The sequence below is a fragment of the Mesorhizobium sp. M1066 genome (assembly GCF_040318635.1).
GTDB lineage: Bacteria > Pseudomonadota > Alphaproteobacteria > Rhizobiales > Rhizobiaceae > Mesorhizobium.
Genome location: NZ_JAMYMR010000009.1, coordinates 189,631 through 214,422 on the forward strand (window position 1 = coordinate 189,631; position 24,792 = coordinate 214,422).

Below are 24,792 nucleotides of genomic sequence, written 5' to 3' on the forward strand. Positions count from 1 at the left end.
CCCTGGAGCAGTTGCGTCGGTAGGCCTCGCGACTACGCCAGCATCTGTGCGCTGACGGTCCTGTCGATGCCGTGGTAGGGCGGGTTGAACAGATTGCCTTCCTGTTCATAGGTCCACACCTTGAACAGGCTGAGCCGGTGGGGGCCGAAACTGTGCAGCAGCGGCACGTCGGTGGCGTCGCGGCCGCGCGCGATGACGATACGGCCGGTTCTCGGCGTGTTGTGGCGAGGATCGAACGTGTACCATTTGCCGTCGAGGAACACTTCCAGCCACGCCGAGAAGTCCATCGGCGCCGGATCGGCTGGCACGCCGATATCGCCGAGATAGCCGTTCACGTAGCGTGCCGGAATGTTCATGCAGCGGCAAAGCGTGATCGCCAGATGGGCGAAGTCGCGGCAGACCCCGACGCGCTCCTCATGCGCCTGCGCCGCGGTGCGGGTCGAGCGCGCATAGCCATAGCCGAACGACAGCCGGTTGTGGACATAATCGACGATCGCCTGCACGCGCGCCCAGCCGGACGGAATGTCGCCGAAGAGCTGCCAGGCCAGGCTGCTCAGATGATCCGTCTCGCAATAGCGGCTGCCCAGGAGATAACCGAGAACTTCGTCCGGCAGGTCCGCCACCGGCACTTCCCTGGCCAGCGTGTTTACCTCGTCCGTCTCGCCGCTGTCCTCGACGACCGCGTCATACAGGATGCGAAAACCACCGGCGGGCGCTGTGAAGCGTCGGCAGGCATTGCCATGCAGATCGTGGTACAGTCTTGTCGGCACCGCGGGAGAGGTCAGCACCCGCGTCTGCCGCTTGATGTCGGCCTGCCTGTCCCGATGGATCTCGAGCACTGAAATCACCGGCGTCGCGGCTACGCATTCGATGGCGATTTCGTAGCCGAGCCGGATCAGCATCGTTGGTCCCCCCTTCGATCGTTGTTGTGAGAAGCAGTCCTTCCCAAACGCCCGGAGGATACCGTGGTTCCCTGGGCCGATCGAAAAGCCCACCCCGTGTCTTCCCCTGCCGCGGTCGAGAGGTTAGGTTCGGCAACCCCACCAGCGCTCCCCGAACTCAAGGAAAATCATGTACTCAGGCAGAAAATTCGCGGCCTTCCTCTTCGACATGGACGGCACCCTCATCAATTCCATCGCCTCGGCGGAACGGGTGTGGAGCGATTGGGCACGCCGCCAGGGCCTCGACGTCGCCGCCTTCCTGCCGACGATCCATGGCGTGCGCGCGATCGAGACCATCACCGGCCTGGCACTGCCGGGCGTCGACCCGGCATACGAGGCTGATCTGCTGCTGAAGGCCGAGGCGGCCGATCTCGATGGCATTCTCCAGATCGCAGGCGCCGTGGCATTTCTCGATTCGCTGCCGCCCGAACGCTGGGCAATCGTAACCTCCGCCCCGCGCGAGCTGGCGCTGTTGCGCATGAAGGCCGCCGGCATCCCTGTCCCGGCCGTCATCGTCGCGGCGGAAGATGTCTCCCGCGGCAAGCCGGCGCCCGATTGCTTCCGGCTTGGCGCGGAACGGCTCGGCTTCGACGCGCGCGATTGCCTCGTCTTCGAGGATGCTCCAGCTGGCATCGCGGCAGCCGAAGCGGCGGGCGCGGCGGTCATGGTCATCAGCGCCACGCACAAGCACCCCTTGCCAACGCAACATGCCGCGATCGCAGGCTACGACATGGTCGGCATCACTGTCGACGAGCGTGGCTGGATCGCGCTCGAGCCGCAGCGCAACGCTGCGTAGGGAGGCATCTAGAAGTCGCTGGTCAGCCCCTTTACTTCCCAGTCGCCGTAGCGCCCTGGCTCCTTGCCGCCGCGGCCGCCGATCTCCTTCGGCAGCGCGGCCTCCTTTTCGCGGTATTCTTCCCGCCGCGCTGCGGCCTCGGCCAACGCACGGCGTGCGGCCGGCGCTAGCTCTCTTTGCGATGCCGCTTCGGCAGGAGCGGCGCCTGTTTTACTGATTTCGTCGGTCATGCGATAATCTCGGCAGATTGAGTCCAGTCAATTGAAACAGGAACTGGCGTTTCCCATCATATAGCCATGAACCCACGACGATCGACCCCTTTTCGCTATTCCCCGGACAGGAGCAGACGATGAACACCATCCGCACCGCCATGCTTCTTGCCGCGATGACCGCGCTGTTCATGGGCGTCGGCTTTTTGATCGGCGGAACCGGCGGCATGATGATCGCGCTGCTGATCGCCGCCGGCACCAACCTGTTCAGCTACTGGAATGCCGACAAGATGGTGCTGTCGATGAACCGTGCCGTCGAGGTCGACGAAAGGAACGCGCCCGAATATTACGCCATCGTCCAGGCAATGGCCAAACAGGCCGGCCTGCCGATGCCGAAGACCTATCTGATCGACAGCCCGCAGCCGAACGCCTTTGCCACCGGCCGCAATCCGCAGAATGCGGCGGTGGCTGCCTCCACCGGCCTGTTGCAGGCGCTGACGCCTGAAGAGGTCGCGGCGGTCATGGCGCACGAGCTCGCCCATGTGCAGCATCGCGACACGCTCACCATGACGATCGTCGCCACCTTTGCCGGTGCCATCTCGATGCTCGGCAATTTTGCCTTCTTTTTCAGCGGCAACCGCGACAACAACCCGTTCGGCTTTGTCGGCGTGCTGGTTGCGATGATCGTGGCTCCGTTTGCAGCGATGGTCGTGCAGATGGCGGTCAGCCGGACCCGCGAATACGAGGCCGACCGGCGTGGCGCCGAAATCTGTGGACACCCGCTCTGGCTGGCATCGGCGCTTGACAAGATCGCCCGCGGCGCCGAACGCATCCGCAACCCCGATGCCGAGCGCAATCCCGCGACCGCGCATCTCTTCATCATTAATCCTCTTCACGGCGAGCGCATGGACAGCCTGTTCTCCACCCACCCCGCCACTGAGAACCGCATCGCAGCCTTGCAGGCGATGGCGCGCGACATGGCCGGCAGCCAAACCCGGGCCGCCCAGCGCCAGGCCCCAACGCCACGCCAGGCGGACGAACCGCGGCCATCCGGCCCATGGGATCAGGCGCGGCCCGAGCAGCCGACGGAGGCCGCCAAGCCCAAATCCAACCCGTGGGGTCGCAATCCGACCGGGCCCAAGGGCCGGTGGTCGTGAGCGTGGCGGACAGAGGACCACGACGCACAGTTTCAGGTGATCAGGAACACAGGGACAGCGGCGACTTCGTTGCCGGCCTCGCCGCCCGCAAGGCGGCGGCGCGCCTGCTTGCCGCCGTCATCGACGCCAGGACGCCGCTTGATGGGCTGACCGATCACGAGAACGGCCACCCGCAATACAAGGCGCTCGACTTGCGCGATCGCGGCCTGGTCCGCGCCATCCTGGTCACCGCGCTGCGCTATCGCATGACCATATCAGGGCTGCTGGCGAGGCGCCTGGAAAAACCGCTGCCGCCCAATGCCACCGCTTTGTCGCACATATTGCATGTGGCCGCAGCACAGATCCTGTTCCTCGATATTCCCGACAGCGCCGCCGTCGACATTGCGGTGACCCATGCCAAGTCCGATCCGCGCACGGTGCGCTTCTCCGGCCTCGTCAATGGCGTTCTGCGCACGTTGGCACGGGCCAAGGAAACGGAATTGCCTGCCGCCCTTGCCGCCACCGACGAGGCGCCCAAATGGTTTTCCGACAGGCTGAAGACCACCTACGGCAACGAGAAGGCCAGACAGATCCTCGAAGCACATCGCGTTGAGGCGCCGGTCGACTTCTCGGTCAAGGCCGATCCCGGTCTCTGGGCCGAAAAGCTCGGCGGCATCGTCCTGCAGACAGGCACGGTGCGAGTCGAGAATCTTGTCGGTGCTGTCACTGAATTGCCTGGCTTTGCCGAGGGCGCCTGGTGGGTCCAGGACGCCGCGGCCAGCCTGCCCGCCCGGCTGTTCGGCGATGTCACGGGATTGCGGGTTGCCGATCTCTGCGCCGCGCCCGGCGGCAAGACCGCGCAGCTGATCGTTGCCGGCGCGAAGGTCACCGCCGTCGACACGTCAAAAAACCGGCTCGTGCGGCTGACGCAGAATCTCGACCGCCTCGGCCTGTCCGCCGAGATCGTCCAGGCCGACCTGCTCAAATATGAGCCGGAAGAACTCTTCGACGCGATTCTCCTCGACGCGCCCTGCTCGTCGACCGGCACGGTGCGGCGGCATCCCGACGTGCCATGGACCAAGACTTCGGCCGATGTCGAAAAACTGGCCGACCTGCAACGCAGGCTGCTCGCCCGCGCCGTCACCCTGGTGAGGCCCGGCGGCACGATCGTCTTTTCCAACTGTTCGCTCGACCCGCTCGAGGGCGAGGATCTCTATCGCGCCTTTCTGGCCGGCACGCCTGAAGTCGCCAACGATCCGCTGCGACAAGGCGAGATCGCCGGCATCGATCCGTTCCTGACGCAGCAAGGCACGCTGCGCACCACGCCCGCCGACCTGGAGCTCGGCGCGCCGGAACGCTCGGGCCTCGATGGTTTCTTCGCCGCTCGCATGCGGCGAGCCGGCTAGGAATTGAACTGCCCGGATTTACTGACTTTTTTGGGTAGGATCGGGGGCAAAACCAGGTGAACCGGCGTGGGCTCGTGGAATTCGCCTTCGCACGAATCGTGCAATCATGTAGACTCGGCGCCGGGGTAGAGGACGATCAGGAGGGGTTTTGGCACTTGCTGCCAGCAGCACGACGCGTCTGTGGACGCTTGTCGCGAAGGAGTTCTGGCGCAAAACGCGCCGGCGCCTGCGCGCCGGGCCTGTCTATCGCTGGCGCTATTCCGGCCGCACGCCGGAACGTGTGCTGATCGCACCGCCGGACCTGCGCCTCGCCGACCCGCAGATCGCACTCGAGATCTATTACGGCCGTTATCCCCTGTCGGGGCATGTGGTCGAGACCGGCGGCAAGTCGCCTTTCCAGATCCACGTGCCCAATCACGGCTGGCAGAAGACGCTGCACGGCTTTCGCTGGCTGCGCCATATGCGCGCCGCCGGCACCGAGCTTGCCGCCGCCAACGCCCGCGCCCTGGTCTCCGACTGGATCACCATGCATGGCAGCCATATTTCCGGCATCGCCTGGGAGCCGGGCACGACGGCCAAGCGCATCATCGCCTGGTTGCAGCACTCCTCGGTCGTATTGCAGGGCGCCGAGTTCCCTTTCTACCGCGCCTTCCTGAAATCGGTTGCCATCCAGATCCGCTACCTCAGGTCGATGGCGCGCGAAATGCCCGACGGCAAGGACAGGCTGCGGGCCCGCATCGCGCTCGCCTTCGCTGCCTTGTCCCTGCCGGCGCCGGCATCGGCCCTGCGGGGCGCGACCCGCAATCTTGCCGAGGAACTCGACCGCCAGATCCTCGCCGATGGCGGGCACATTTCGCGCAACCCGATGGTCGTCCTGGAAATCCTCGCCGACCTTCTGCCGCTGCGCCAGACTTATGCCAACCAGGCGGAAACGCCGCCGCAGGCGCTGATCGGCGCCATCGACCGCATGCTGCCGGCGCTGCGCTTCTTTCGCCATCAGGATGGCAGCCTCGCCCGCTTCAACGGCATGGGCGCCACCATCCACGACCGCATCGCCACCATTCTGCGCCACGACGACACCGCTGGCGCGCCGCTGCTGCATGCGCCGCATTCCGGCTATGAGCGCCTGTCGATGGGCGGCACCACGGTCATCGCCGACACCGGCCCGCCGCCGCCGGTCGATGTGTCCAACGCCGCACACGCCAGCTGCCTCGCCTTCGAACTGTCGTCCGGCCGCCAGCACTACATCGTCAATGCCGGCATTGACACCTATGGCGCGGCTGAATTCCGGCCGCTGGCGCGCGCCACCGCCGCGCACTCGACCGCCACCATCAACGACACCTCGTCGGCGCGCTTCAGCCATTCGTTGCGCGTCAACGACCTACTCGGTTCGCCGCTGATCGGCGGCCCGCAGCATGTGCAGTGCAAGCGCACCGACCAGAAGGGCGTTCAGGGCTTCATCGCCCGCCATGACGGCTATGTCCCGCGCTTCGGCTTCCTGCATGAGCGCGAGCTGAAACTGTCGTCGAACGGCAATGTGCTGGCTGGCCGCGACCGCTTCCAGCGCCCCGGCAATACGGCGATCCGCAACAATGGGCGCGACTTCGTCACCGTCCGCTTTCACGTTCATCCCGACGTCAACCTTTTGCAGGACGAGCATGACCGCCTGGTGCTGGCCGCCGATCAGGCCGACACCTGGGTGTTCACAGCAGCCGAAGTGGTGCCGGAGGTCGAGGAATCGATCTATTTCGCCGGCCTTGGCGGCCCGCGCCGCAGCCGCCAGATCGTGCTTGCCTTCAAGGCTTCGGAAATCGCCGAAGTCCACTGGCAGCTGACCCGCACCAGCATCGCCGGCTACCCGGAAAACAACTGACCCTCCTGACAGGGCTTCGAACTCAGGTTAACAAAAGGCCTGACGACAACCAGTTCGGGGGCATCGGCAGCTTTTGTGCCGACAGCTTTCCCACGATAGGAATTTTTTCTTGACTCCGTGCCCTCAGCTATGGTATATTTTTGCCTATGGTGCTGATTTGTGCCAGTGGCCCGCCGCATAAGCGGGTTTTTTCGTTGGTGCTCCGTCAGCCAACGCGCCTGCGAAGTCTCCGAAGAAACCCGTTAACACGGATTCGTTGCCTTGCCCCCACCTGACCGCCGGTTTGATTTCCGGGCGGCATGTGCTACGGGCGCGGGCATCCACCACACCAGCCGTGAAAGGCCGCCAGCCCATGGCCGTCGCCGCCAAGAACATTCCCGCACCTGATCTCGTTCCCGTGCGTCGCGCCCTGCTCTCCGTTTTCGACAAGACCGGCCTGATCGATTTCGCCAAAGCGCTGGCAGCGGCCGGTGTCGAGCTGGTCTCGACCGGCGGCACGGCAAAGGCGATCACCGAGGCGGGCCTGGCGGTGCGCGACGTCTCCGAGCTCACCGGTTTCCCCGAGATCATGGACGGCCGCGTCAAGACCTTGCATCCCGGCGTGCATGGCGCGCTGCTTGGCGTGCGCGACGATCCGGAGCATTCCGCGGCAATGCGCAAATACGGCATCGAGCCGATCGATCTCGTCGTCTCCAATCTCTATCCGTTCGAGGAGGTCCGCCGCTCCGGCGCCGATTACGCGTTGATCGTCGAAAACATCGACATTGGCGGCCCGGCGATGATCCGCGCCTCGGCCAAGAACCACGCCTATGTCGCCATCGTCACCGATCCCGGCGATTACGCTTCGGTGCTGAATGCGCTGGAGATGAACATCGGCTCGCTGTCGCTGGATTTCCGCAAGAAGCTGGCGGCCAAGGCCTTTGCCCGCACCGCCAGCTATGACGCGGCGATCTCCGGCTGGTTCGCCGAGGCGCTCGAGATCGAACATCCGACATGGCGCGCCTTTGGCGGCAGGCTGGTCGAGGTGATGCGCTATGGCGAGAACCCGCATCAGAGCGCCGGCTTCTACGTCAACGGCGACAAGCGCCCGGGCGTCGCAACAGCGCGCCAGCTGCAGGGCAAGCAGCTATCCTACAACAACATCAACGACACCGACGCCGCCTTCGAACTGGTCGGCGAGTTCGACCCCGACCTTTCCGCTGCCGTCGCCATCATCAAGCACGCCAATCCGTGCGGCGTTGCCGAAGGCGCCTCGCTGAAAGCCGCCTACGCCAAGGCGCTGGCCTGCGACCCGGTCTCGGCCTTCGGCGGCATCATCGCCGTCAACCGCACCCTCGACGCCGAGGCGGCGGAAGAGATCGTAAAAACCTTCACCGAGGTGATTATCGCGCCCGGCGCCACCGATGAGGCAGCGGCCATCGTGGCGGGGAAGAAGAATTTGCGCCTGCTGGTCACTGGTGGGCTGCCGGACCCGCGCACGCCGGGCACGACGGTCAAATCCGTCGCCGGCGGCATGCTCGTCCAGGGCCGGGACAACGCCGTCGTCGACGACCTCGGCCTGAAAGTGGTGACCAAGAGGGCGCCGACGCCGGCCGAAATGGCCGACCTCAAATTCGCCTTCCGCATCGCCAAGCACGTCAAGTCCAACGCCATCGTCTACGTTAGGGATGGCGCAACTGTCGGCGTCGGCGCTGGCCAGATGAGCCGGGTCGATTCCTCACGCATCGCCGCCAGCAAGGCGCTCGACGCAGCCGAGGCCGCGGGCCTTGCCGAACCGCTGACCAAGGGCTCGGTCGTTGCCTCCGACGCCTTCTTCCCCTTCGCCGACGGGTTGCTGGCCGCGATCGCCGCCGGCGCCACCGCCGTCATCCAGCCGGGCGGCTCGATGAACGACAAGGAGGTCATCGCCGCTGCCGACGAACACGGCATCGCCATGGTGTTTACGGGGGTTAGGCATTTCCGGCACTGATTTGGGCGTGCCGTCAGGGCTCGCAACTCCACAGCAATTTAGGGAAGAGCCTCATTCAGCTTTGCGGCAATCCGCGAAACCTCCCGCCAATCTAGGAGATTTCCAATGCGGGTATCAACCGTCGAACTCGCGTCCGCAGTGCCCCCATCTTCTTCGCGATTCCAAAGGGCTCGCCGCCGACCACCTCCCATGAAATATTCCAATTTATGTTCGTTGAGGTCACGAAGGCGCTTAATATTCTTCGCGTGGGCGTTGAGTTCCACCGTAAGAACTGCGTCAAACGCATCGACTTGGACCGCCCATTCGGCATGTTCCAAGAGCTTAAATGCGGCAATCAGAAAACAGTGACGACTTACCTCAAACGCTCGTCGCGAGGTCCTAAAATCTTTTGAAGAGACCGATAGATCGACTAGAAATCGGTCGCATTCCGCAGCGAAGTGTACCGTACCCGACGCCCACGTACGCGTCCCTTCGAGGGCCATAAACCGTTGGCTTTCAACCTCCATATTTCGAACCACTCATTCCACCGGCCGGTCCGCCGGATAGGGCGTCTTGACCAGGATCGCCATGCCGATGCCCAGGAACAGCACGATCACCGCCATGCCGAGCCGCGCCGAGCCGCTGGCCAGGGTGACCGACGCGACCATGAACGGCGCCAGGAAACTGGTCGCCCGCCCGGCCAGCGCGTAAATGCCGAAATAGCGGCCGGATTCTGCCGCGGTGACGCTGCGCGCCATGTAGGACCGCGACGACGCCTGCACCGGCCCGAAAGCCACGCCGATCAACAGGCCGAAGAAGATGTAGGCTTTTTCCGCTGCCGTGCCGAACAGGCCGCCGCTGTCCGGTCCAGGCATCATCCAGAAGCCGAACAACGTATAGCCCGGCCCAGTCGAGACGATGCCGATCGTGGCGATGCTGAGCAGGACCAGCGAGATCATGACGATGGTTTTTGAGCCAAGCGCCGTGTCGAGACGGGCTGCGACCAGGCAGCCGAAGATGGCGACGACGTTGAGAATGATGCCGAAAATACCGATCTCCGTGATCGACCAGTGGAACATCGCAGCGGCGAAAGTGCCACCCAACGCCAGCAACGCGTTGACGCCGTCCTGATAGATCATGCGGGCGACCAGGAAGCGGAAGATACCGCTGCGCTTGCGCACCTCGCCCAATGTCACTTTCAGCTCCGCCAACCCCTCTCGGACAGCCGGACCGATCGGCAGGCCCTTGATGGCGTCGGGGGTGAAAAAGAACATCGGCAGGATGAACAGGAAGTACCAGCCGGCTGACAAAGGCCCGGTTGCGCGCGCGTCCTCGCCGAGCTTCGGGTCGAGCCCGAACAGCGGGTCGATGCCGATGATCGTCTTGCCGGTCTCCGGCGAACCGGCCAGGCAGGCGACGACGAAGATCAGCGCGATCATGCCGCCGAGATAGCCAAGGCCCCAGGCCATGTTGGAGATCCTGCCGATCTCGCTCTTCGGCACCAGGCGCGGCATCATCGAATCGTTGAACACGGTCGAAAACTCCGCCGCCACCGACGCCAGCGAAAAGAACAGCACGACCAGGAAAAGGTTCGAACCGGGGGCCGCGAACCAAAGCATGCAAAGGCAGGTGACCTTGACCGCGGCAAAGAATGCGATCCAAGGCTTGCGCGGTCCGGTCTGGTCGGCGATCGAGCCGAGGATGGGCGACAGCACTGCAATGACAAGGCCGGCCGCGGCAATGCCGTAGCCCCAGGCCGCTTGCCCGGTTTCCGGATCGCTCGCCATCCGCGACACGAAATAAGGCCCGAAGATGAAGGTGGTGACGACGGTGAAGAACGGCTGCGCCGCCCAGTCGAACAACATCCATCCCCAGATGCCGCGCCCGGACGCACGCTGCACTGTCTCTACCGTCATGATGATCCCCCGGCACCGGTTCCGTGTCGGGCGCCATGTCTGCATGTTTCATGCGCTCATGCAATGAACGAAGCTTGGTGCCGTCCCTTGCCCCTGCCGAGGGTTCATTGTTCGAAAACCCAGCAATTGGCTTTCGTCCGCGGCGCGGGCCAAGCCCTTATTTTTTCTCGTGGGGGAAGTCGGACCGAAGGTCCGGCACCGCCCTCCACCCCCTGCTTCGCAGCGATTGCCGCCGGCGCGAATTTCTTGATTATTAAGTTGACTCCTTTTGTCCGGTTTGACTAATTGCGCTCGCGCAGGGCCGGAAGGTCACCGGTCGAACGGCTCGATATTGGTCTGACAGGGAATAAGAAATGACGATTGGTCGACAGGCATTGTTGCGCACTCAGGCAAGGCGATTGATTGCGAGCAGTGCCTTGATAGCGGCATCTTTTGGAGCGATGGGGGCCGGCCGGGCCCAGCAGGTTTTGCCGGACGATGCAACCCAACTGGAAACGATCGTCGTCACCGGGAAGTCGGACCGCGTTGTCGGGCCCGATCAAACGATCGTCGCCGAGGATACGGCGACCGGCACCAAGACCGATACGCCCATCGTCGACGTTCCCGCCTCGGTTTCAGTTGTAACCCAGAAGGAACTGGAGGCACGCCATGTCGAAAGCCTCCAGCAGGCCGTGGCCTACACATCCAGCGTCCTCACCGACGAGTTCGGCAACGATGACCGATACGACTATGTTCGTATCCGCGGTTTCGACCAGACATCGCTCGGTACTTATCGCGATGGCCTCACGGCGCGCATCCCCGCTTGGTTCACGGCCAGCCGTCTCGAGCCTTACGGACTTCAGCGCGTGGAGGTCCTGAAGGGATCGACATCGACGCTTTTTGGTCTCAACGGCCCTGGCGGACTGGTCAATGCCATCACCAAGCGGCCGCTGGACCAGAAGCAGGGGGAGATTTACACGTCCTATGGCGACGGTACCAAGGAGGTTGGCGTTGATTTTGGCGGACCGATCGACCCCGATGGCGTGTGGACCTATCGGCTCACCGGGCTGGCCAAGGATGGCGATCAAGGATGGGACTATTCCAACGACGATCGGCTTTACATCGCGCCCGCGTTGACCATCAAGCCCGAGGAAGGAACGTCGCTCACCATCCTGACTGACTATTACAAGCGAGATGGGACAGGCGCACGCGGCACCCCGGCTGGCGGCAATATCGACGTCGGCACATTCCTGGGCGAGCCGGATTTCAACCGCTTCAACACGGAGCAGGTCGATATCGGCTACCAGTTCGAGCACGAGTTCAACGAGAACCTCACCTTCCGCTCCAATGCCCGCTACACGCATTTGAGCCTCGACTACGCCGAGGTCTACGGCGCATCGCCTGACCCCACGGCCGACCGCACGGCATTTTCCGTCGATGGCGTGTCCAACCGCTATGCCTTCGACAATCAGTTGCAATACGATACGGGCTGGGACGGGATCGACAGCAAGACGCTTGTCGGCGTCGACTACGCCAATGACAACACCCGCGAAAACATCCTCTTCGGCACCGCCGGTCCCATCGACATCAACAATCCGACCTATTGCGGTCTGTCCTGCATCAATCTCGGCCCCTACGTGAACTGGCGGGTCAAGCAACAGGCGGTCGGTGTCTATGCCCAGGAGCAATTGACGTTTGACGACCGCTGGATCGTCACCCTGGGCGGGCGCTGGGACCGCGTGCATACGACCGCGGACTATCTCGACTCGGGAACGCAGGACGACGACACGGCATCCGCCTTCACCAAGCGCGCCGGCCTGACCTACAAATTCACCCCGAACCTCGCGGTCTACGCCAACTATTCGGAAAGCTTCCAGCCGCTTGTGGCGCCAAGCGCCAACGGATATGCGGTCTCGGGTTCGCTGAAGCCTCAAGAGGGCAAGCAGTATGAGGCAGGCATCAAGTACAAGCCCGACGGCTTCGACGGCCTGTTCACGGCCGCGGTCTTCGACCTTACCCAAACCAATGTTCCGACCTATGTCACGCCTGTTGTCCAGCAGCAGATCGGCAAGGTCGGCGTCCGCGGCATCGAACTCGAGGGCAAGGCCGCCATTGCGGAAAACCTGAACCTGACACTTGCCTATTCCTACTGGGATGCCGAGATCCTGGAAGACGGTATTGGCGGAAATGCCGGCAATCGGCCGCAACGTGTCCCTCGCCACCTGGCTTCGGCCTGGGTTGATTATACGCTTCCCGAGGAAGGACGGCGTGGCGACCTGACCATCGGCGGAGGCGTGCGCTATATCGGGCAAACCTACGGGGATGACGCGAACACGACTTCGATTGGCGGCTACGCACTGGTGGATGCGGCGATCAGCTACAAGATGACCAAGGACGTGACGTTGGCCCTGAACGCAACGAACCTGTTCGACCGGAAGTATTTGACAACCAGCTATTACGGAACCGAATTTTACGGCGACCGGCTGAAAATCGTCGGCACGCTCAAACATTCCTGGTGAGCTTTTTGAACGCTAGTTTCGAAGCGGATGGCATTCGAAAGGAGCCACACGCATCCGGTGATGCGTGTGGTGATCGTCGGCGGTTCACATCCCCGTCAGATCGCTCATCAGCCCTGACGCCACCGACAGCCGCGACACGGTGATGTCGCCGCCCTCGGTCAGTGCCTGCAGCCGCTCGCGGATGCGCGCCACCCGCTCGCCGCCGGCGTCCAGCCAGGCAACCACCGGATCGGCCGTCTTGGCGTGGCCGGTGAGTGCCGCCACCGCGATGCCGCGCCGTGCCGCGCCGATCGTGTCGGTGGCGCGCGACAGCGCCAGTTGATCATAGTAGTCCGAAGGCGTGATCGAGCGTGCGGCGTCCTCGACACGCGGGATGCGGAAGGCATCGCTGACGGCGAAGAACGCCTTGGCCGCGGCGACGATATCGGCGCCGGCGGTGCGCGCCGTCAGCGCGATGTCGGGGATAAGTTCCGCCACCTCGCTGAGCGCCAGTTGCCCGGCCAGCCCTTCCGGCGCGCCACTCTTGAACAGCCCGTGCCGCTTCTCCTCGATGCGCTCGCGCGAGAAAGCCGGCAGCAGCGAAACGAGCTTGGGTTCCAGTGCCTTGCGTGCTTCCTGCAGCTCGGCAATGCGCTGGCCGAGAGGTACCGTGCCGGCATCGTTCTTCAGATACCAGCCGCTGGTCACATAGATCAGCCGGCTGACCATCTGATAGAGATCGAGCTGCACCTGGCCGTCGATCTGGTTGTCGAGCGCATCGATCTCGCGATAGAGCGCCGGCAGTGCAAAACCGTCGCGCACCAAGGCGAAGGTCCGCACCACGTCAGCGGCGGTGCGCCCCGTGGCTTCCTGCAGCCGGTTGACGAAGGATGGGCCGCCGCGATTGACCAGATCGTTGGCGACGACGCGCGTGATGATCTCGCGGCGCAGCCGGTGGCCATGGATCTCAGTGGCGTATTTCTTCGCCATCCGGTCGGGAAAATAGCCCATCAGGTCGCGATCGAAATGCGCGTCATCAGGCACGTCGCTGGCGACGATGTCGGAAAACAGCACGATCTTGGCATAGGCGAGCAGCACGCCAAGTTCGGCCCTGGTCAGCGGTTCGCCACGCGCCTCGCGCTCGGCAAGCGATGCCGGCGACGGCAGCGTCTCCACAGTGCGGTCAAGCAGGCCGCGCGCCTCCAGCGCCGTCATGAAACGGCTCTGATGCGCGATATCGGCGAGGCCGCGCTTGCGGGCGATCGAAAGCGCCAGCGTCTGCTGGTAGTTGTTGGACAGCACCAGCGAACCGACCTCGTCGGTCATCTCGGCCAGCAGCTTGTTGCGTGCCGGGCGCGTCAACGACCCCTTGCGCATGGCGGACGCCAGCGCGATCTTGATGTTGACCTCGACGTCGGAACAGTTGACGCCGCCCGAATTGTCGATGGCGTCGGAATTGCAGCGGCCGCCATTTAGGCCGAACTCGATGCGCGCCCGCTGCGTGACGCCGAGATTGGCGCCCTCGCCGATCACTTTGGCGCGCACGTCGAGCGCGGTGATGCGAATGGCATCGTTGGCGCGATCGCCGACTTCGGCATTGGTTTCGGTCGATGCCCGCAAATACGTGCCGATGCCGCCGAACCACAGGAGATCGACAGGGGCCTTGAGGATGGCGGTCATGATCTCGACCGGCGTGGCAATGGTCTTGGTCAGGCCGATCGCCGCCGCCGCCGCCGCCGGCAAGGTGATCGATTTCTGGTTGCGCGAGACGATGATGCCGCCTTCCGACAGTTTCGTCTTGTCATAGTCCTGCCAGCTCGAACGCGGCAGCGCGAACATGCGCTCGCGCTCGGCCATCGAGGCTGCCATATCGGGATCGGGGTCGATGAAGATGTCGCGATGGTCGAAGGCGGCGATCAGCCGGGTTTTCGGCGACAAAAGCATGCCGTTGCCGAACACGTCGCCCGACATGTCGCCGACCCCGACGACGGTGAAGGACGAGGTCTGGATATCGCGGTTGATCTCGCGGAAATGCCGCTTGACCGCTTCCCAGGCGCCCTTGGCGGTGATGCCCATCTTCTTGTGGTCGTAGCCGGCCGAGCCGCCGCTGGCGAAGGCGTCGTCGAGCCAGAAGCCGTGCTTCTCCGAGATCGCGTTGGCGGTGTCGGAGAAGGTCGCCGTGCCCTTGTCGGCGGCAACGACGAAATACGGATCGTCCGGGTCGCGTCTGATGACGCCGGCCGGCGGGATGACACCGTCGAGACCGATATTGTCGGTGATCGACAGCAGACTGGAGACGAAATTCTTGTAGGCCGAGGTGCCGGCCGCGAAGATCGCGTCGCGACCGGCGCTCATCGGGAGCTTCTTCGGATAAAAGCCGCCCTTGGCCCCCACCGGCACGATGACGGCATTCTTGACCTGCTGTGCCTTGACCAGGCCGAGCACCTCGGTGCGGTAGTCCTGGGCGCGGTCGGACCAGCGCAGGCCACCGCGCGCCACCGGACCGAAGCGCAGATGCAGGCCTTCGACCTCGGAACCGTAGACGAAGATCTCCCGCCACGGCCGCGGTGCCGGCAATCCCTCGACCGCGTGCGAATCGAGCTTGATCGCCAGCGACTGGCCTTTCTCTTTCGTATCGGCAACGAAATGATTGGTGCGCAGCGAGGCTTCGATCAGATTGAGGTAGCGCCGGATGATGGTGTCGTCGTCGATGTTGGGAACGTCTTCCAGCGCATCCTTGATCTTGGCCTTGAGATGCTTTGCCGCCACCATGCCTTCGGCCTCGGCTGTCGAGCCAAGCCGGGCGATGAACAGCGCATGCAGGCCACGCGCGATGTCGGGATAGCGGTTGAGCGCGGCGGCGATAAAATCCTGGCTTTGCGGAATGCCCACCTGCTGCAGATAGCGGCCATAGGCGCGCAGGATGGTGATCTCGCCAGACCACAGGCCGGCGGTCTGGGCGAGGCCGTTATAGCCGTCATTGTCGACGTCGCCGCGCCAGACGGAGAGGAATGCGTCCTCGAACAGCGCGCCGCCATCGGTCAGGTCGATCGGCTTGCCGTAGCTGTTCTCCAGTTCCATGTCATGAATGAAGACTAAGCCGGACTGGTCATCGCCAACCTCGAAAGTGCGCTCGCTGATGACGCGGAAGCCGATGTTTTCCAGCACCGGCACCCGGCGCGACAGCGCCACCGGGCTGCCATGATGATAGATCTTCAGCGCCGCTTGGTGCGGCTTCTGATCGGCGTGGCGATAATAGTCGATGGCGATCGGATTGCCGGCGCTGATCCTGGCGATACGCCCGGCGTCGGCCAGCGCCACCGCCGCGCTGAACGAATCGCGGTAGCTTTCAGGCAGCCGCGCGGCGATCGCCTTCAAAGCCTGGTCGCCGCCACTGGCCTCGGCCGCATCGGAAAGGGCGTCCTCCCAGGTACGCACGATGTCGCGGATCGCCGCCTCTATCGTCGCTTGCTCGACCTTCGGCGTCTTGCCGCCGGAGCGGCCGATGATGAAGTGCACGCGCGCCAGCCCGCCCTCGGGGAAGGCCGGGTAATAGGCCGACAGCCGGCCTTCGAATACGGTCTTCAGATACGAGCCGATCTTCTCGCGCACGACGCTGTCGTAACGGTCGCGCGGCACGAAGACGAGGATCGAGACGAAACGGTCGAACTGGTCGGCGCGCACCAGCGCCCGCACGCGCGGCCGCTCGACCAGGCCCAGAATGGCGGCGGCGTGCTTCCTCAGGATCGGCACCGGCACCTGGAACAGCTCGTCGCGCGGATAGCTTTCCAGCACGTTGATCAGCGCCTTGCCGGAATGATCGTGCCGGTCGAAGCCGGACTTGGCGATGATGGTTTCGGCCTTGGACCTGAGATACGGGATCTTCATCACCGAGCGCGTGTAGGCGGTCGAGGTGAACAGGCCGACGATGCGCAATTCGCCCGCGAGCGTGCCCTTGGCGGTGTAGGTCTTGACGCCGATATAGTCGAGATAGATGCGGCGGTGCACGGAAGACTTGGCATTGGCCTTGGTGACGATCAGCGGCTCCGGCCCATGCAGGAAGGCGCGGATCTCCGGCGTGGTCGTCACCGCTTCGGTGCCGCGCCTGAGCACCAGCACGTCGGGATCGGACAGGATGCCGAGGCCGGGCTTTTCAGCGCGCTCCAGCGTGCCGCTTTCCTCGCCGCCGGTGTATTTGAACTCCCGCATGCCAAGGAAGGTGAAATTGTCGTCGCGCAGCCACTCCAGGAAGGCGAGGGCCTCGGCAACGCTCTTCTTGTCGAGCGGCACGGCCGTATAGCGGAATTCCGAGATCGCCTGATCGAGGCGGGCCAGCATCGGCCTCCAGTCGTGAACGGCGGCATGAACCTGGCCGAGGATCTTGCGCAGCCGCTCGCTCAATCCGCTCGCCTGCTCGGATGTCAGCCGCGGGATGTGGACATGGATGACGCTCAGCCGGTCGTGGCTGCCGTCGTCCTTGGCGAAATTGCCGTCGCCGAGGATTTCTTCCACGCCGCCCTTGCCGTGGCGAACCACGATAACCGGATGGGTGACCAAGGTCGGTTCGCCTGATGTCTCGGTGATCTCGCCGAGGATGGAATCGAACAGGAACGGCATGTTGTCGTTGACGACCGTGACAACCGTCATCGGGCGCCCGTCTCGCACAACGCCCGAATCGGCATCGACGGCGACGACACACTCGCCTTTCCTGTGAGTGGCGACTGCCTGGCCGGCGAGATCGGCAGCCCGCTCCAGGTCGGCCACATCGTAGGGAGCAATGTCTTCCGCTGGCGCGCGGGCGAGCAGATAGTCCGCAAGCCTGGCTGGCCTTTCCTCCGCTTTAATCGCTGCCGTGGCTTTTTTCTTCGGCTTGCTCGCGGATTTCACGCTGGCCATGACGCTATTTCCTCCCGTCGAATGCTTTTACGACTATCGTAGCAGATGACCGGTATTTGGCGACAAAGGTTTGACGGCTTGCCAAGAATTATCGGAATTCGGTGACAAGGCACCGCTCGATGAGGAGAAATGACCCATGACCGGCAAAATCACCGCGCTCGACCTCGGATCCGGAGCGCTGAGCGAGGCGACAAAAACCTATTTCGCCAAATGCGAGGAGAAGCTCGGCCTCGTCCCCAACGTGCTCAGGGCCTATGCCTTCGACGACAGGAAGCTGCGCGCCTTCACCGACATGTACAACGATTTGATGCTGGCTGAGTCCGGCCTGTCGAAGCTGGAGCGCGAGATGATCGCGGTCGCCGTCTCCTCGATCAACCATTGCTACTATTGCCTGACCGCGCACGGCGCTGCGGTGCGTCAGCTCTCAGGCGACCCCGCGCTCGGTGAAATGATGGTGATGAATTTCCGCGCCGCCGATCTTTCGCCCAGGCAGACGGCAATGCTCGAATTCGCCGTCAAGCTGACCGAAGCGCCGGCCAAGATCGTCGAGGCCGACCGGGCCGCGCTGCGTCAGGCCGGCTTCACCGATCGCGACATCTGGGACATCGCCTCGACCGCTGCCTTCTTCAACATGTCGAACCGCGTGGCCGCGGCAATCGACATGCGCCCGAACGACGAATACCACGCCATGGCACGGTGAGGCTCGGCGCCATTCGTATATTAGCAATTGCTTATTCTAATTGCCTGTTCGCCAATTTCGGCCGATGATCGGGCTGCGGCGTGACGGCATGCCGGTTTGATGCCGCCAATCAAAGGAGGAGAACATGGCACAGTTTCTCTACGTCTATCACGGCTCGGGCAAAATGCCGACTACGGAGGCCGACCTCAAGGCGATGACGGATGCCTGGACAGGCTGGTTCGGAAAGCTTGGTTCGGCTGTGGTCGACCGCGGCAATCCGGTTGGCATGTCGAAGATTGTGCTGCCCGGCGGCAAGATCGAGAACAATGGCGGCAGCAATCCGACCGGTGGCTACTCGATCATCGAGGCAAAGGACATCGATGACGCTGCCAGCAAGGCCAGGGACTGTCCGATCCTGATGGAGCCGAACTGCAATGTCGAGATCGCGCCGATCATCAATATGATGGGCTGACGCTTTCGGCTCAGGACCGTGCCGCGATGGCTGCGGCCGCACCGGCCATCGTCGTGGCGCTGACGCGGTTGGCGATCTTCATGGCGCGCTTGCTCTTCAAAAGCTTGCGCGCCTGTGATGCGGCGAGCACCCAGGCGAGATCGATGGCGACCAGCACCACGGCCATGGTCGCCGTCAGCTCGACCCAGCCGACAATGCTGACCGAAGCGAGGTCGATGATGGTCGGCAGCAGCGCCAGGTAGAACATCATGATCTTGGGATTGCCGAGCGTCACGGCCATGCCGGCGAAGAACAGCTTTGCCGGAGAATCCTCGCGCGGCATCTCGCCCTCTTTTGCATCGACGGGCGCGGTCCACATCTTCCAGGCGAGGTAAGCCAGATAGGCGACGCCGACCCATTTCACCACGACGAAGGCGAAATGGAAGGTCTGCGCCACGACAGCCAGGCCGAACACCGCCAGCGACAGCCAGATGCCCTCGCCGATCCACATGGCGAGCAGGAACGGGAACACGTCGCGAAACCCTTTCGAGATGACGCGGGCGACAAGCGCCGCGATCGATGGCCCGGGCGAGCCCGCGGCAACGAACAGAGCGGCGGCGAAAATCAGGAGCGAGGTGGGGTGCATGGCCAGGGTCTCGGTGTCAGGGCTCAATCAACCACAAATACTCGACAGCTGCGGCTCTGGCAAAGGCAACCCGATACGGGCCATTGGCGCTGACGTACCAAGGCTTGGGTTCCTCGCCCCCGCAAAGCGGGGGAGAGGAACCCAAGGCTTGCGAGGTCCCTTGCACCTCCAGCATCTCGCGGCTAGAAAGGCCGCCGCGAAACAATTTTGAGCTTCACTTTGCCTACGTAACCGCCGGTCTCGCCAACTCCCCCGACACAAGGCATGACACCGCGTTCGCGGTGTCTGTTTTCGTTTTCCATGTGTTCTTCTGGGCGGCGGTTCGAGACCGGTTTGGCACTGCTGAACCGCGTCGCGCGGCTTTTGCCCGTGACACCCGATTTCCAAAAACCGCAGCTTCTCGCCACGCCGTGCCCACATGGGCATCTCGACATCACCGGTCTGATGAACTTCCCGACGGGAAGGGCTTATCGGCATGTCTGGACCACTGCGTATCCATTGGACGATCGCACCCAAAACCCCACCTCGGCCGCTCATCAGCTGCAATCGCTGCGGCACTGTGAAAGCCTATTGCAGCAGCGGGAAATTCCGCGTCAACGCTAACGGCAAACGCATCGACGTGTGGTTGATCTATCGCTGCATCGACTGCGACAATTCCTGGAATTTCGGCATTTTCGAGCGCTGCAACCGCCGCGACATCGACCCGGCGCTGCTGGCGGCACTCGAAAGCAACGATCTTGCACTCGCTCATCGTCATGCCTTCGATGTAGTCGCGTTGCGCAACCGGATCGGGCGCGTCGAGGAATTCCCCGATGTCAGCGTCCACAAGCGCAGGCTCGGCGACACCAGGGAAGCCGCGACCGTGTTGGAAATCCAGCTTGGGCTCGAAATGCCGACATCGCTGCGACTCGACCGGCTGCTCGCCGGCGAACTTGGCATCTCGCGATCACGGCTTCAGGCGCTGGAGGAGAAGCGGCTGCTCATCCTTGACCCGGATGGAGCAAAGGCCCTGCGCAAGCCGGCCCGCGCGGGAATCGCGATCCGAATCGATCTGGCCGGCGAGGCCGATCGACAGGCTATCATCTCGGCTGCCGGTGGATGAACGAAAAAGGGGCGGAACACTGGTTGCTCCGCCCCGCTCGGTTGTTGGAAAATAGAGAGCTTACGCCGCGCCGACCACCTTGGATGACTTTTCAAACCGCTTGCGTTCGTTCGGATCGAGATAGAGCTTGCGCAGCCGAATGGTCTTCGGCGTCACTTCGACCAGTTCGTCGTCCTGAATCCAAGCCAGGGCGCGTTCCAACGTCATGCGGATCGGCGGGGTCAGCTTGACCGCCTCGTCCTTGCCGGCGGCACGGATGTTGGTCAGCTTCTTGCCCTTGAGCACGTTCACTTCAAGATCATTGTCGCGGCTATGGATGCCGATGATCATGCCCTGATACACCTTGACGCCCGGATCGATGACCATCGGGCCGCGATCTTCCAGGTTCCACATGGCGTAGGCGACCGATTCGCCCTGTTCGTTGGAAATCAGCACGCCATTGGTGCGGCCCGGCAGCTCGCCCTTGTAGGGCTCATAGGCATGGAAAAGCCGGTTCATCACGGCGGTGCCGCGCGTGTCGGTCAAAAGCTCCGACTGGTAGCCGATCAGGCCGCGGGTCGGAGCGTGGAAGACGATGCGCTGGCGGTTACCGCCGGATGGGCGCAGTTCGACCATCTCGGCCTTGCGCTCGGACATCTTCTGCACGACGACGCCGGCATGCTCCTCATCGACGTCGATGACGACTTCTTCGACCGGCTCCAGCAATTCGCCGTTCTCGCCCTTCTGCATGACGACGCGCGGACGCGACACGGCGATTTCAAAGCCTTCGCGGCGCATCGTCTCGATCAGCACGGCCAGCTGCAATTCGCCGCGGCCGGAGACGAAGAACGAATCCTTGTCGGGCGATTCCTCGATCTTCAGCGCGACATTGCCTTCGGCTTCGCGCAGCAGGCGGTCGCGGATGACGCGGCTGGTCACCTTGTCGCCTTCGGTGCCGGCCAGCGGACTGTCGTTGACGAGGAACGACATGGTCACGGTCGGCGGATCGATCGGCTGCGCATGCAGCGGTTCGCTCACGCTCAGGTCGCAGAACGTGTCGGCGACGGTGCCCTTCGACAGGCCGGCAATGGCGACGATGTCGCCCGCCTGCGCTTCTTCGATCGGCTGGCGCTCGAGGCCGCGGAAGGCCAGGATCTTCGAAATACGGCCGGTTTCGATCTGGGTGCCGTCATGGTGCAGCACCTTGACCGGCTGGTTGGCCTTCAGCGTGCCGCTCTCGATGCGGCCGGTGATGATGCGGCCGAGGAACGGATTGGCTTCCAGGATGGTACCGATCATGCGGAACGGGCCGGGATGAACGGTCGGCTCCGGCACATGCTTGATGACGAGGTCGAACAGCGGCCCCAGCTGCTGGTCCTTGGGTCCTTCCGGATTTTCCGAAACCCAGCCATCGCGGCCTGAACCGTACAGAATCGGGAAGTCGAGCTGCTCGTCGGTGGCGTCGAGCGCCGCGAAAAGGTCGAACACCTCGTTGACCACCTCGACATGACGGGCGTCCGGACGGTCGATCTTGTTGATGACGACGATCGGCTTCAGGCCGACCTTGAGCGCCTTGCCGACGACGAACTTGGTTTGCGGCATCGGCCCTTCGGCTGCGTCGACCAGCACGATGGCTGAGTCCACCATCGACAGGATGCGTTCGACCTCGCCGCCAAAATCGGCGTGGCCGGGGGTGTCGACGATGTTGATGCGGGTATCCTTCCAGTCGACCGAAGTCGCCTTGGCCAGGATGGTGATGCCGCGTTCCTTTTCGAGATCGTTGGAATCCATGGCGCGCTCGGCGACGCGCTGATTGTCTCGGAAGGAGCCGGACTGCTTCAAAAGCTGGTCGACCAGGGTGGTCTTTCCATGGTCGACGTGCGCGATGATCGCGATATTACGAATTTTCATGTTCTGGTCTCGGAAGCGTTGCAGGCAGCAGGCCAAAAGGCGCTGCCTCTTTCGGTTGCGCGGCTCATACAGGGTTTTTCGCAGTTGCGAAAGAGGAGGCGCGTCACCAAATACTCATCAAATCTTAAGCATCTGCGTGTGAGATGATTTTGTTAACCAAGGCGGGAACCCTTCGGGGGCCGGGCAGTTTGAACGTCATGACCGATAAACTCAACCGATTCTGGCCGCTCATCGCGTCCGTTGCCTTCGCCGTCCTGCTGGCCGCCAACGCCGCGCAGTCGGCCGCGACGATGAAGGAATCACGGCCTGCCTTGCCGTCAGAGGCACAGTCGGCCGAGCAGATTTTCGCCGACGCGCCCGACGGCGTCGACCCGGTGGTGACCGGCCCGGTGAGCGCCGCCTTCAAGCAGAGGCAGGTCAGCGCCAACTGCGACAGCGCCGTCTGGCCGAACATTCCGATGGTCTGCTACCCGGACTAAGACGCCGCGCGCCCTGGACGCGCGCGACACCTTTCCATCAGCGCGCTTACGCCGACCGCACCGGGTCGAGCGTCACCTTGTAGAGCTCGTTGTCGTCGCGATCCATCAGCCGCACCGTCATCTGCTCGCTGGCGCCTGAAATATCGACCAGCCCGAAGAATTGCAGACCGGCCGAGGGCGGCAGGTTCTGTCCCTGTTCGGCGGTCGGCGCCTTGATGAACTTCAGCTCCGGACCGAACGTCATGTCGAAATCGTTGGGACCGAACGTGCCGGCATGGATCGGACCCGAGACGAATTCCCAGAACGGATTGAACTCCTGGAACTGCGCCTTGTCCGGGTTGTAGTAGTGCGCGGCCGTGTAATGCACGTCGGCGGTCAGCCAGACGGTGTTGCTGATGCCGGCATTCTTGATGAAGCGCAGCAGGTCGGCGATCTCGAGCTCGCGCCCTTTTGGCAAGCCATTGTCGCCATTGCTGACCGCTTCGGCGCCAACCTTCTTGGTGCCGTCGTCCCAGACGACGAGGCCGAGCGGCATATCGGCGGCGATGATCTTCCAGGTCGCCTTCGAATTCGCCAGTTCGCGCTTCAGCCATTTCGTCTGCTGTTCGCCCAGCATGCGTGATTGCGGCGTCATCTCATCCTGCATGTCCGGACCATTGGGGCCGCGATAGGAGCGCATGTCGAGGAAGAACACGTCGAGCAGCGGCCCATAAGCAACCTTGCGATAGACGCGGCCGGGCTCGGAAGGTTCGTAGCGGATCGTCGTCATCTCGTGGAAAGCCCGCGCCGCACGGGCCGCCAGCACGTGGATGGATTTTTCCGTATAGCGGCTGTCGGCGCTGAGATCCTTGGAATCCGACCAGTTGTTCAGCACTTCATGGTCGTCCCACTGGTAGAAAGTCGGGCAGATGGCGCTCAGGCCGAGCACGTTCCTGTCCATCATGTTGTATTTCCACTGGTCCCGGTATTCTTCCAGCGTCTCGGCGACCTTGCGCTTGCCGTCGATCAACACGACGTTCTTCCACTTGCCGCCGCCGGGCAGGTCGACCTCGTCCTTCATGGCGCCGTCGGCATAGATGGTGTCGCCCGAATGCAGGAAGAAGTCGGGCGTGTGCTTGCCGATCGTGGCGTAGGTCTTCATGCCGGTCTCATCGATGCCCCAGCCCTGGCCGGCGGTGTCGCCGGACCAGGCAAAGCGGATGTCGCGCTTCGAGGCTGGCGCCGTCCTGAAACGGCCGGTGATCGGCTCCGAAACGGCGTTGATGTCGGCGAGGTCGGCCGATGTCATGCGGTAGAAGATATCCTGATCGGAAGCGAGGTCGGTGAGCAGCCGCTTGACCGTATAATCGCTGGCCGGCGACGTATCGAGAGGCGCCAGGCGCGTCGCATTGGCAAAATTCTCCGTCGACGACACTTCGAACATGACGCGCGACGGGCGATCGGTGCGCGTCCACACCATGCCGCTGGTTGCGTCGACATCACCGGACTGGACGCCATGGGTGAAGGCCGGCCGCTGATTGGCGCGCGAATAGTAGGGCAGCGCCAGACCCGAAACGCCGGCCAGGCCAACGGCGCCGACGGAAGTGACGAAAGCGCGGCGGGTCATCGAAAGCTTGTTCACGGCTGTCTCCTGGATGGCTTGAACGGTGCCACCAAAATCCAGCGTCAATGTTTCAGGCACATCTCGAAATGATGAAGTTTTTCTGACGATCAACAGGGTGATCTCCCCCCTCGAGGGGGAGATGGCCGGCAGGCCAGAGGGGGTCGGTCCGACCGGGCTCGGCCCTTTGTCGCAGACGCAGGAAGTCGGCGTTCCACGTGAGACGACCCCCTCTGTCGCCTTCGGCGACATCTCCCCCTTGAGGGCAGGGCTATCGCACATGGAATTCCTGAGATGTCTGCCCGGCACGGACCCCCACCCCTAACCCCTCCCCACAAGGGGGAGGG

At 63.4% G+C, this 24,792-nt stretch carries 18 protein-coding genes; 11 read left to right on the plus strand and 7 right to left on the minus strand.

Features of this window, described 5'->3' with window-relative positions:
• Positions 1-32 precede the first annotated feature (32 nt).
• Complete coding sequence (locus tag NKH52_RS15620) at positions 33-902, minus strand: transglutaminase-like domain-containing protein (protein ID WP_352730871.1); 870 nt, start codon at positions 900-902, stop codon at positions 33-35.
• A 169-nt stretch (positions 903-1,071) separates the two neighbouring features.
• On the opposite strand from NKH52_RS15620, the gene NKH52_RS15625 reads away from it, so the two are divergent.
• Positions 1,072-1,737 carry an HAD-IA family hydrolase gene (locus NKH52_RS15625; RefSeq protein WP_352730868.1) on the plus strand — a complete coding sequence of 222 codons (666 nt, stop codon included), beginning with the start codon at positions 1,072-1,074 and terminating at the stop codon, positions 1,735-1,737.
• A gap of 8 nt (positions 1,738-1,745) precedes the next feature.
• Here NKH52_RS15625 and NKH52_RS15630 read toward each other — a convergent pair whose 3' ends face one another.
• Positions 1,746-1,967, minus strand: coding sequence for a DUF1674 domain-containing protein (locus NKH52_RS15630; protein WP_127294179.1), 222 nt, complete (start codon positions 1,965-1,967; stop codon positions 1,746-1,748).
• Between the two features lie 119 nt (positions 1,968-2,086).
• Between NKH52_RS15630 and htpX the strand changes: the two genes are divergently transcribed.
• From htpX to purH, 4 genes are all read left to right on the plus strand, one after another.
• Positions 2,087-3,103, plus strand: a complete 1,017-nt coding sequence (htpX, locus tag NKH52_RS15635; protein WP_352730865.1) for a zinc metalloprotease HtpX — start codon at positions 2,087-2,089, stop codon at positions 3,101-3,103.
• A complete protein-coding gene (locus NKH52_RS15640; protein WP_352730863.1) occupies positions 3,100-4,488 on the plus strand; it encodes an RsmB/NOP family class I SAM-dependent RNA methyltransferase in 1,389 nt (462 codons plus the stop codon). Before htpX ends, NKH52_RS15640 begins: the two co-directional genes overlap by 4 nt.
• 148 nt (positions 4,489-4,636) lie before the next feature.
• Entirely contained in the window at positions 4,637-6,361 is a 1,725-nt protein-coding gene (locus NKH52_RS15645; RefSeq protein WP_352730861.1) for a heparinase II/III family protein, read from the plus strand.
• Positions 6,362-6,713: 352 nt separating this feature from the next.
• Complete coding sequence (purH, locus tag NKH52_RS15650; protein WP_352730859.1) at positions 6,714-8,330, plus strand: bifunctional phosphoribosylaminoimidazolecarboxamide formyltransferase/IMP cyclohydrolase; 1,617 nt, start codon at positions 6,714-6,716, stop codon at positions 8,328-8,330.
• 518 nt (positions 8,331-8,848) lie between these two features.
• Here purH and NKH52_RS15655 read toward each other — a convergent pair.
• Positions 8,849-10,225 (minus strand): MFS transporter, encoded by a 1,377-nt coding sequence (locus NKH52_RS15655; protein ID WP_352730858.1) that lies wholly within the window; start codon positions 10,223-10,225, stop codon positions 8,849-8,851.
• 353 nt (positions 10,226-10,578) lie between these two features.
• Here NKH52_RS15655 and NKH52_RS15660 point away from each other — a divergent pair, with 353 nt between their 5' ends.
• Positions 10,579-12,723, plus strand: a complete 2,145-nt coding sequence (locus tag NKH52_RS15660) for a TonB-dependent siderophore receptor (protein WP_352730856.1) — start codon at positions 10,579-10,581, stop codon at positions 12,721-12,723.
• 84 nt (positions 12,724-12,807) lie between these two features.
• On the opposite strand, the gene NKH52_RS15665 is transcribed toward NKH52_RS15660, so the two are convergent.
• Positions 12,808-17,598 (minus strand): NAD-glutamate dehydrogenase, encoded by a 4,791-nt coding sequence (locus tag NKH52_RS15665; protein ID WP_352730854.1) that lies wholly within the window; start codon positions 17,596-17,598, stop codon positions 12,808-12,810.
• A 136-nt stretch (positions 17,599-17,734) separates the two neighbouring features.
• Here NKH52_RS15665 and NKH52_RS15670 point away from each other — a divergent pair, with 136 nt between their 5' ends.
• Together NKH52_RS15670 and NKH52_RS15675 are read left to right on the plus strand one after the other, a co-directional pair.
• The gene (locus NKH52_RS15670; protein ID WP_352730852.1) at positions 17,735-18,298 is read left to right on the plus strand and encodes a peroxidase-related enzyme; all 564 of its coding nucleotides are present in this window, start codon (positions 17,735-17,737) and stop codon (positions 18,296-18,298) included.
• Between the two features lie 124 nt (positions 18,299-18,422).
• Entirely contained in the window at positions 18,423-18,749 is a 327-nt protein-coding gene (locus NKH52_RS15675; RefSeq protein WP_352730850.1) for a YciI family protein, read from the plus strand.
• A gap of 10 nt (positions 18,750-18,759) precedes the next feature.
• Here the strand turns inward: NKH52_RS15675 and NKH52_RS15680 are convergent, their stop codons facing one another.
• Entirely contained in the window at positions 18,760-19,374 is a 615-nt protein-coding gene (locus NKH52_RS15680) for a LysE family translocator (RefSeq protein ID WP_352731134.1), read from the minus strand.
• 333 nt (positions 19,375-19,707) lie between these two features.
• Between NKH52_RS15680 and NKH52_RS15685 the strand changes: the two genes are divergently transcribed.
• Entirely contained in the window at positions 19,708-19,977 is a 270-nt protein-coding gene (locus NKH52_RS15685; RefSeq protein ID WP_352967309.1) for a hypothetical protein, read from the plus strand.
• Positions 19,910-20,476, plus strand: coding sequence for a DUF1062 domain-containing protein (locus NKH52_RS15690; RefSeq protein ID WP_352967306.1), 567 nt, complete (start codon positions 19,910-19,912; stop codon positions 20,474-20,476). The genes NKH52_RS15685 and NKH52_RS15690 overlap by 68 nt, the downstream gene beginning before the upstream one ends.
• A 60-nt stretch (positions 20,477-20,536) precedes the next feature.
• On the opposite strand, the gene typA is transcribed toward NKH52_RS15690, so the two are convergent.
• The gene (gene typA, locus NKH52_RS15695; protein WP_352730847.1) at positions 20,537-22,366 is read right to left on the minus strand and encodes a translational GTPase TypA; all 1,830 of its coding nucleotides are present in this window, start codon (positions 22,364-22,366) and stop codon (positions 20,537-20,539) included.
• Between the two features lie 197 nt (positions 22,367-22,563).
• Between typA and NKH52_RS15700 the strand changes: the two genes are divergently transcribed.
• Positions 22,564-22,845, plus strand: coding sequence for a hypothetical protein (locus tag NKH52_RS15700; protein ID WP_352730845.1), 282 nt, complete (start codon positions 22,564-22,566; stop codon positions 22,843-22,845).
• Positions 22,846-22,891: 46 nt separating this feature from the next.
• On the opposite strand, the gene NKH52_RS15705 is transcribed toward NKH52_RS15700, so the two are convergent.
• A complete protein-coding gene (locus tag NKH52_RS15705; protein WP_502908033.1) occupies positions 22,892-24,451 on the minus strand; it encodes an alkaline phosphatase D family protein in 1,560 nt (519 codons plus the stop codon).
• Positions 24,452-24,792 lie beyond the last annotated feature (341 nt).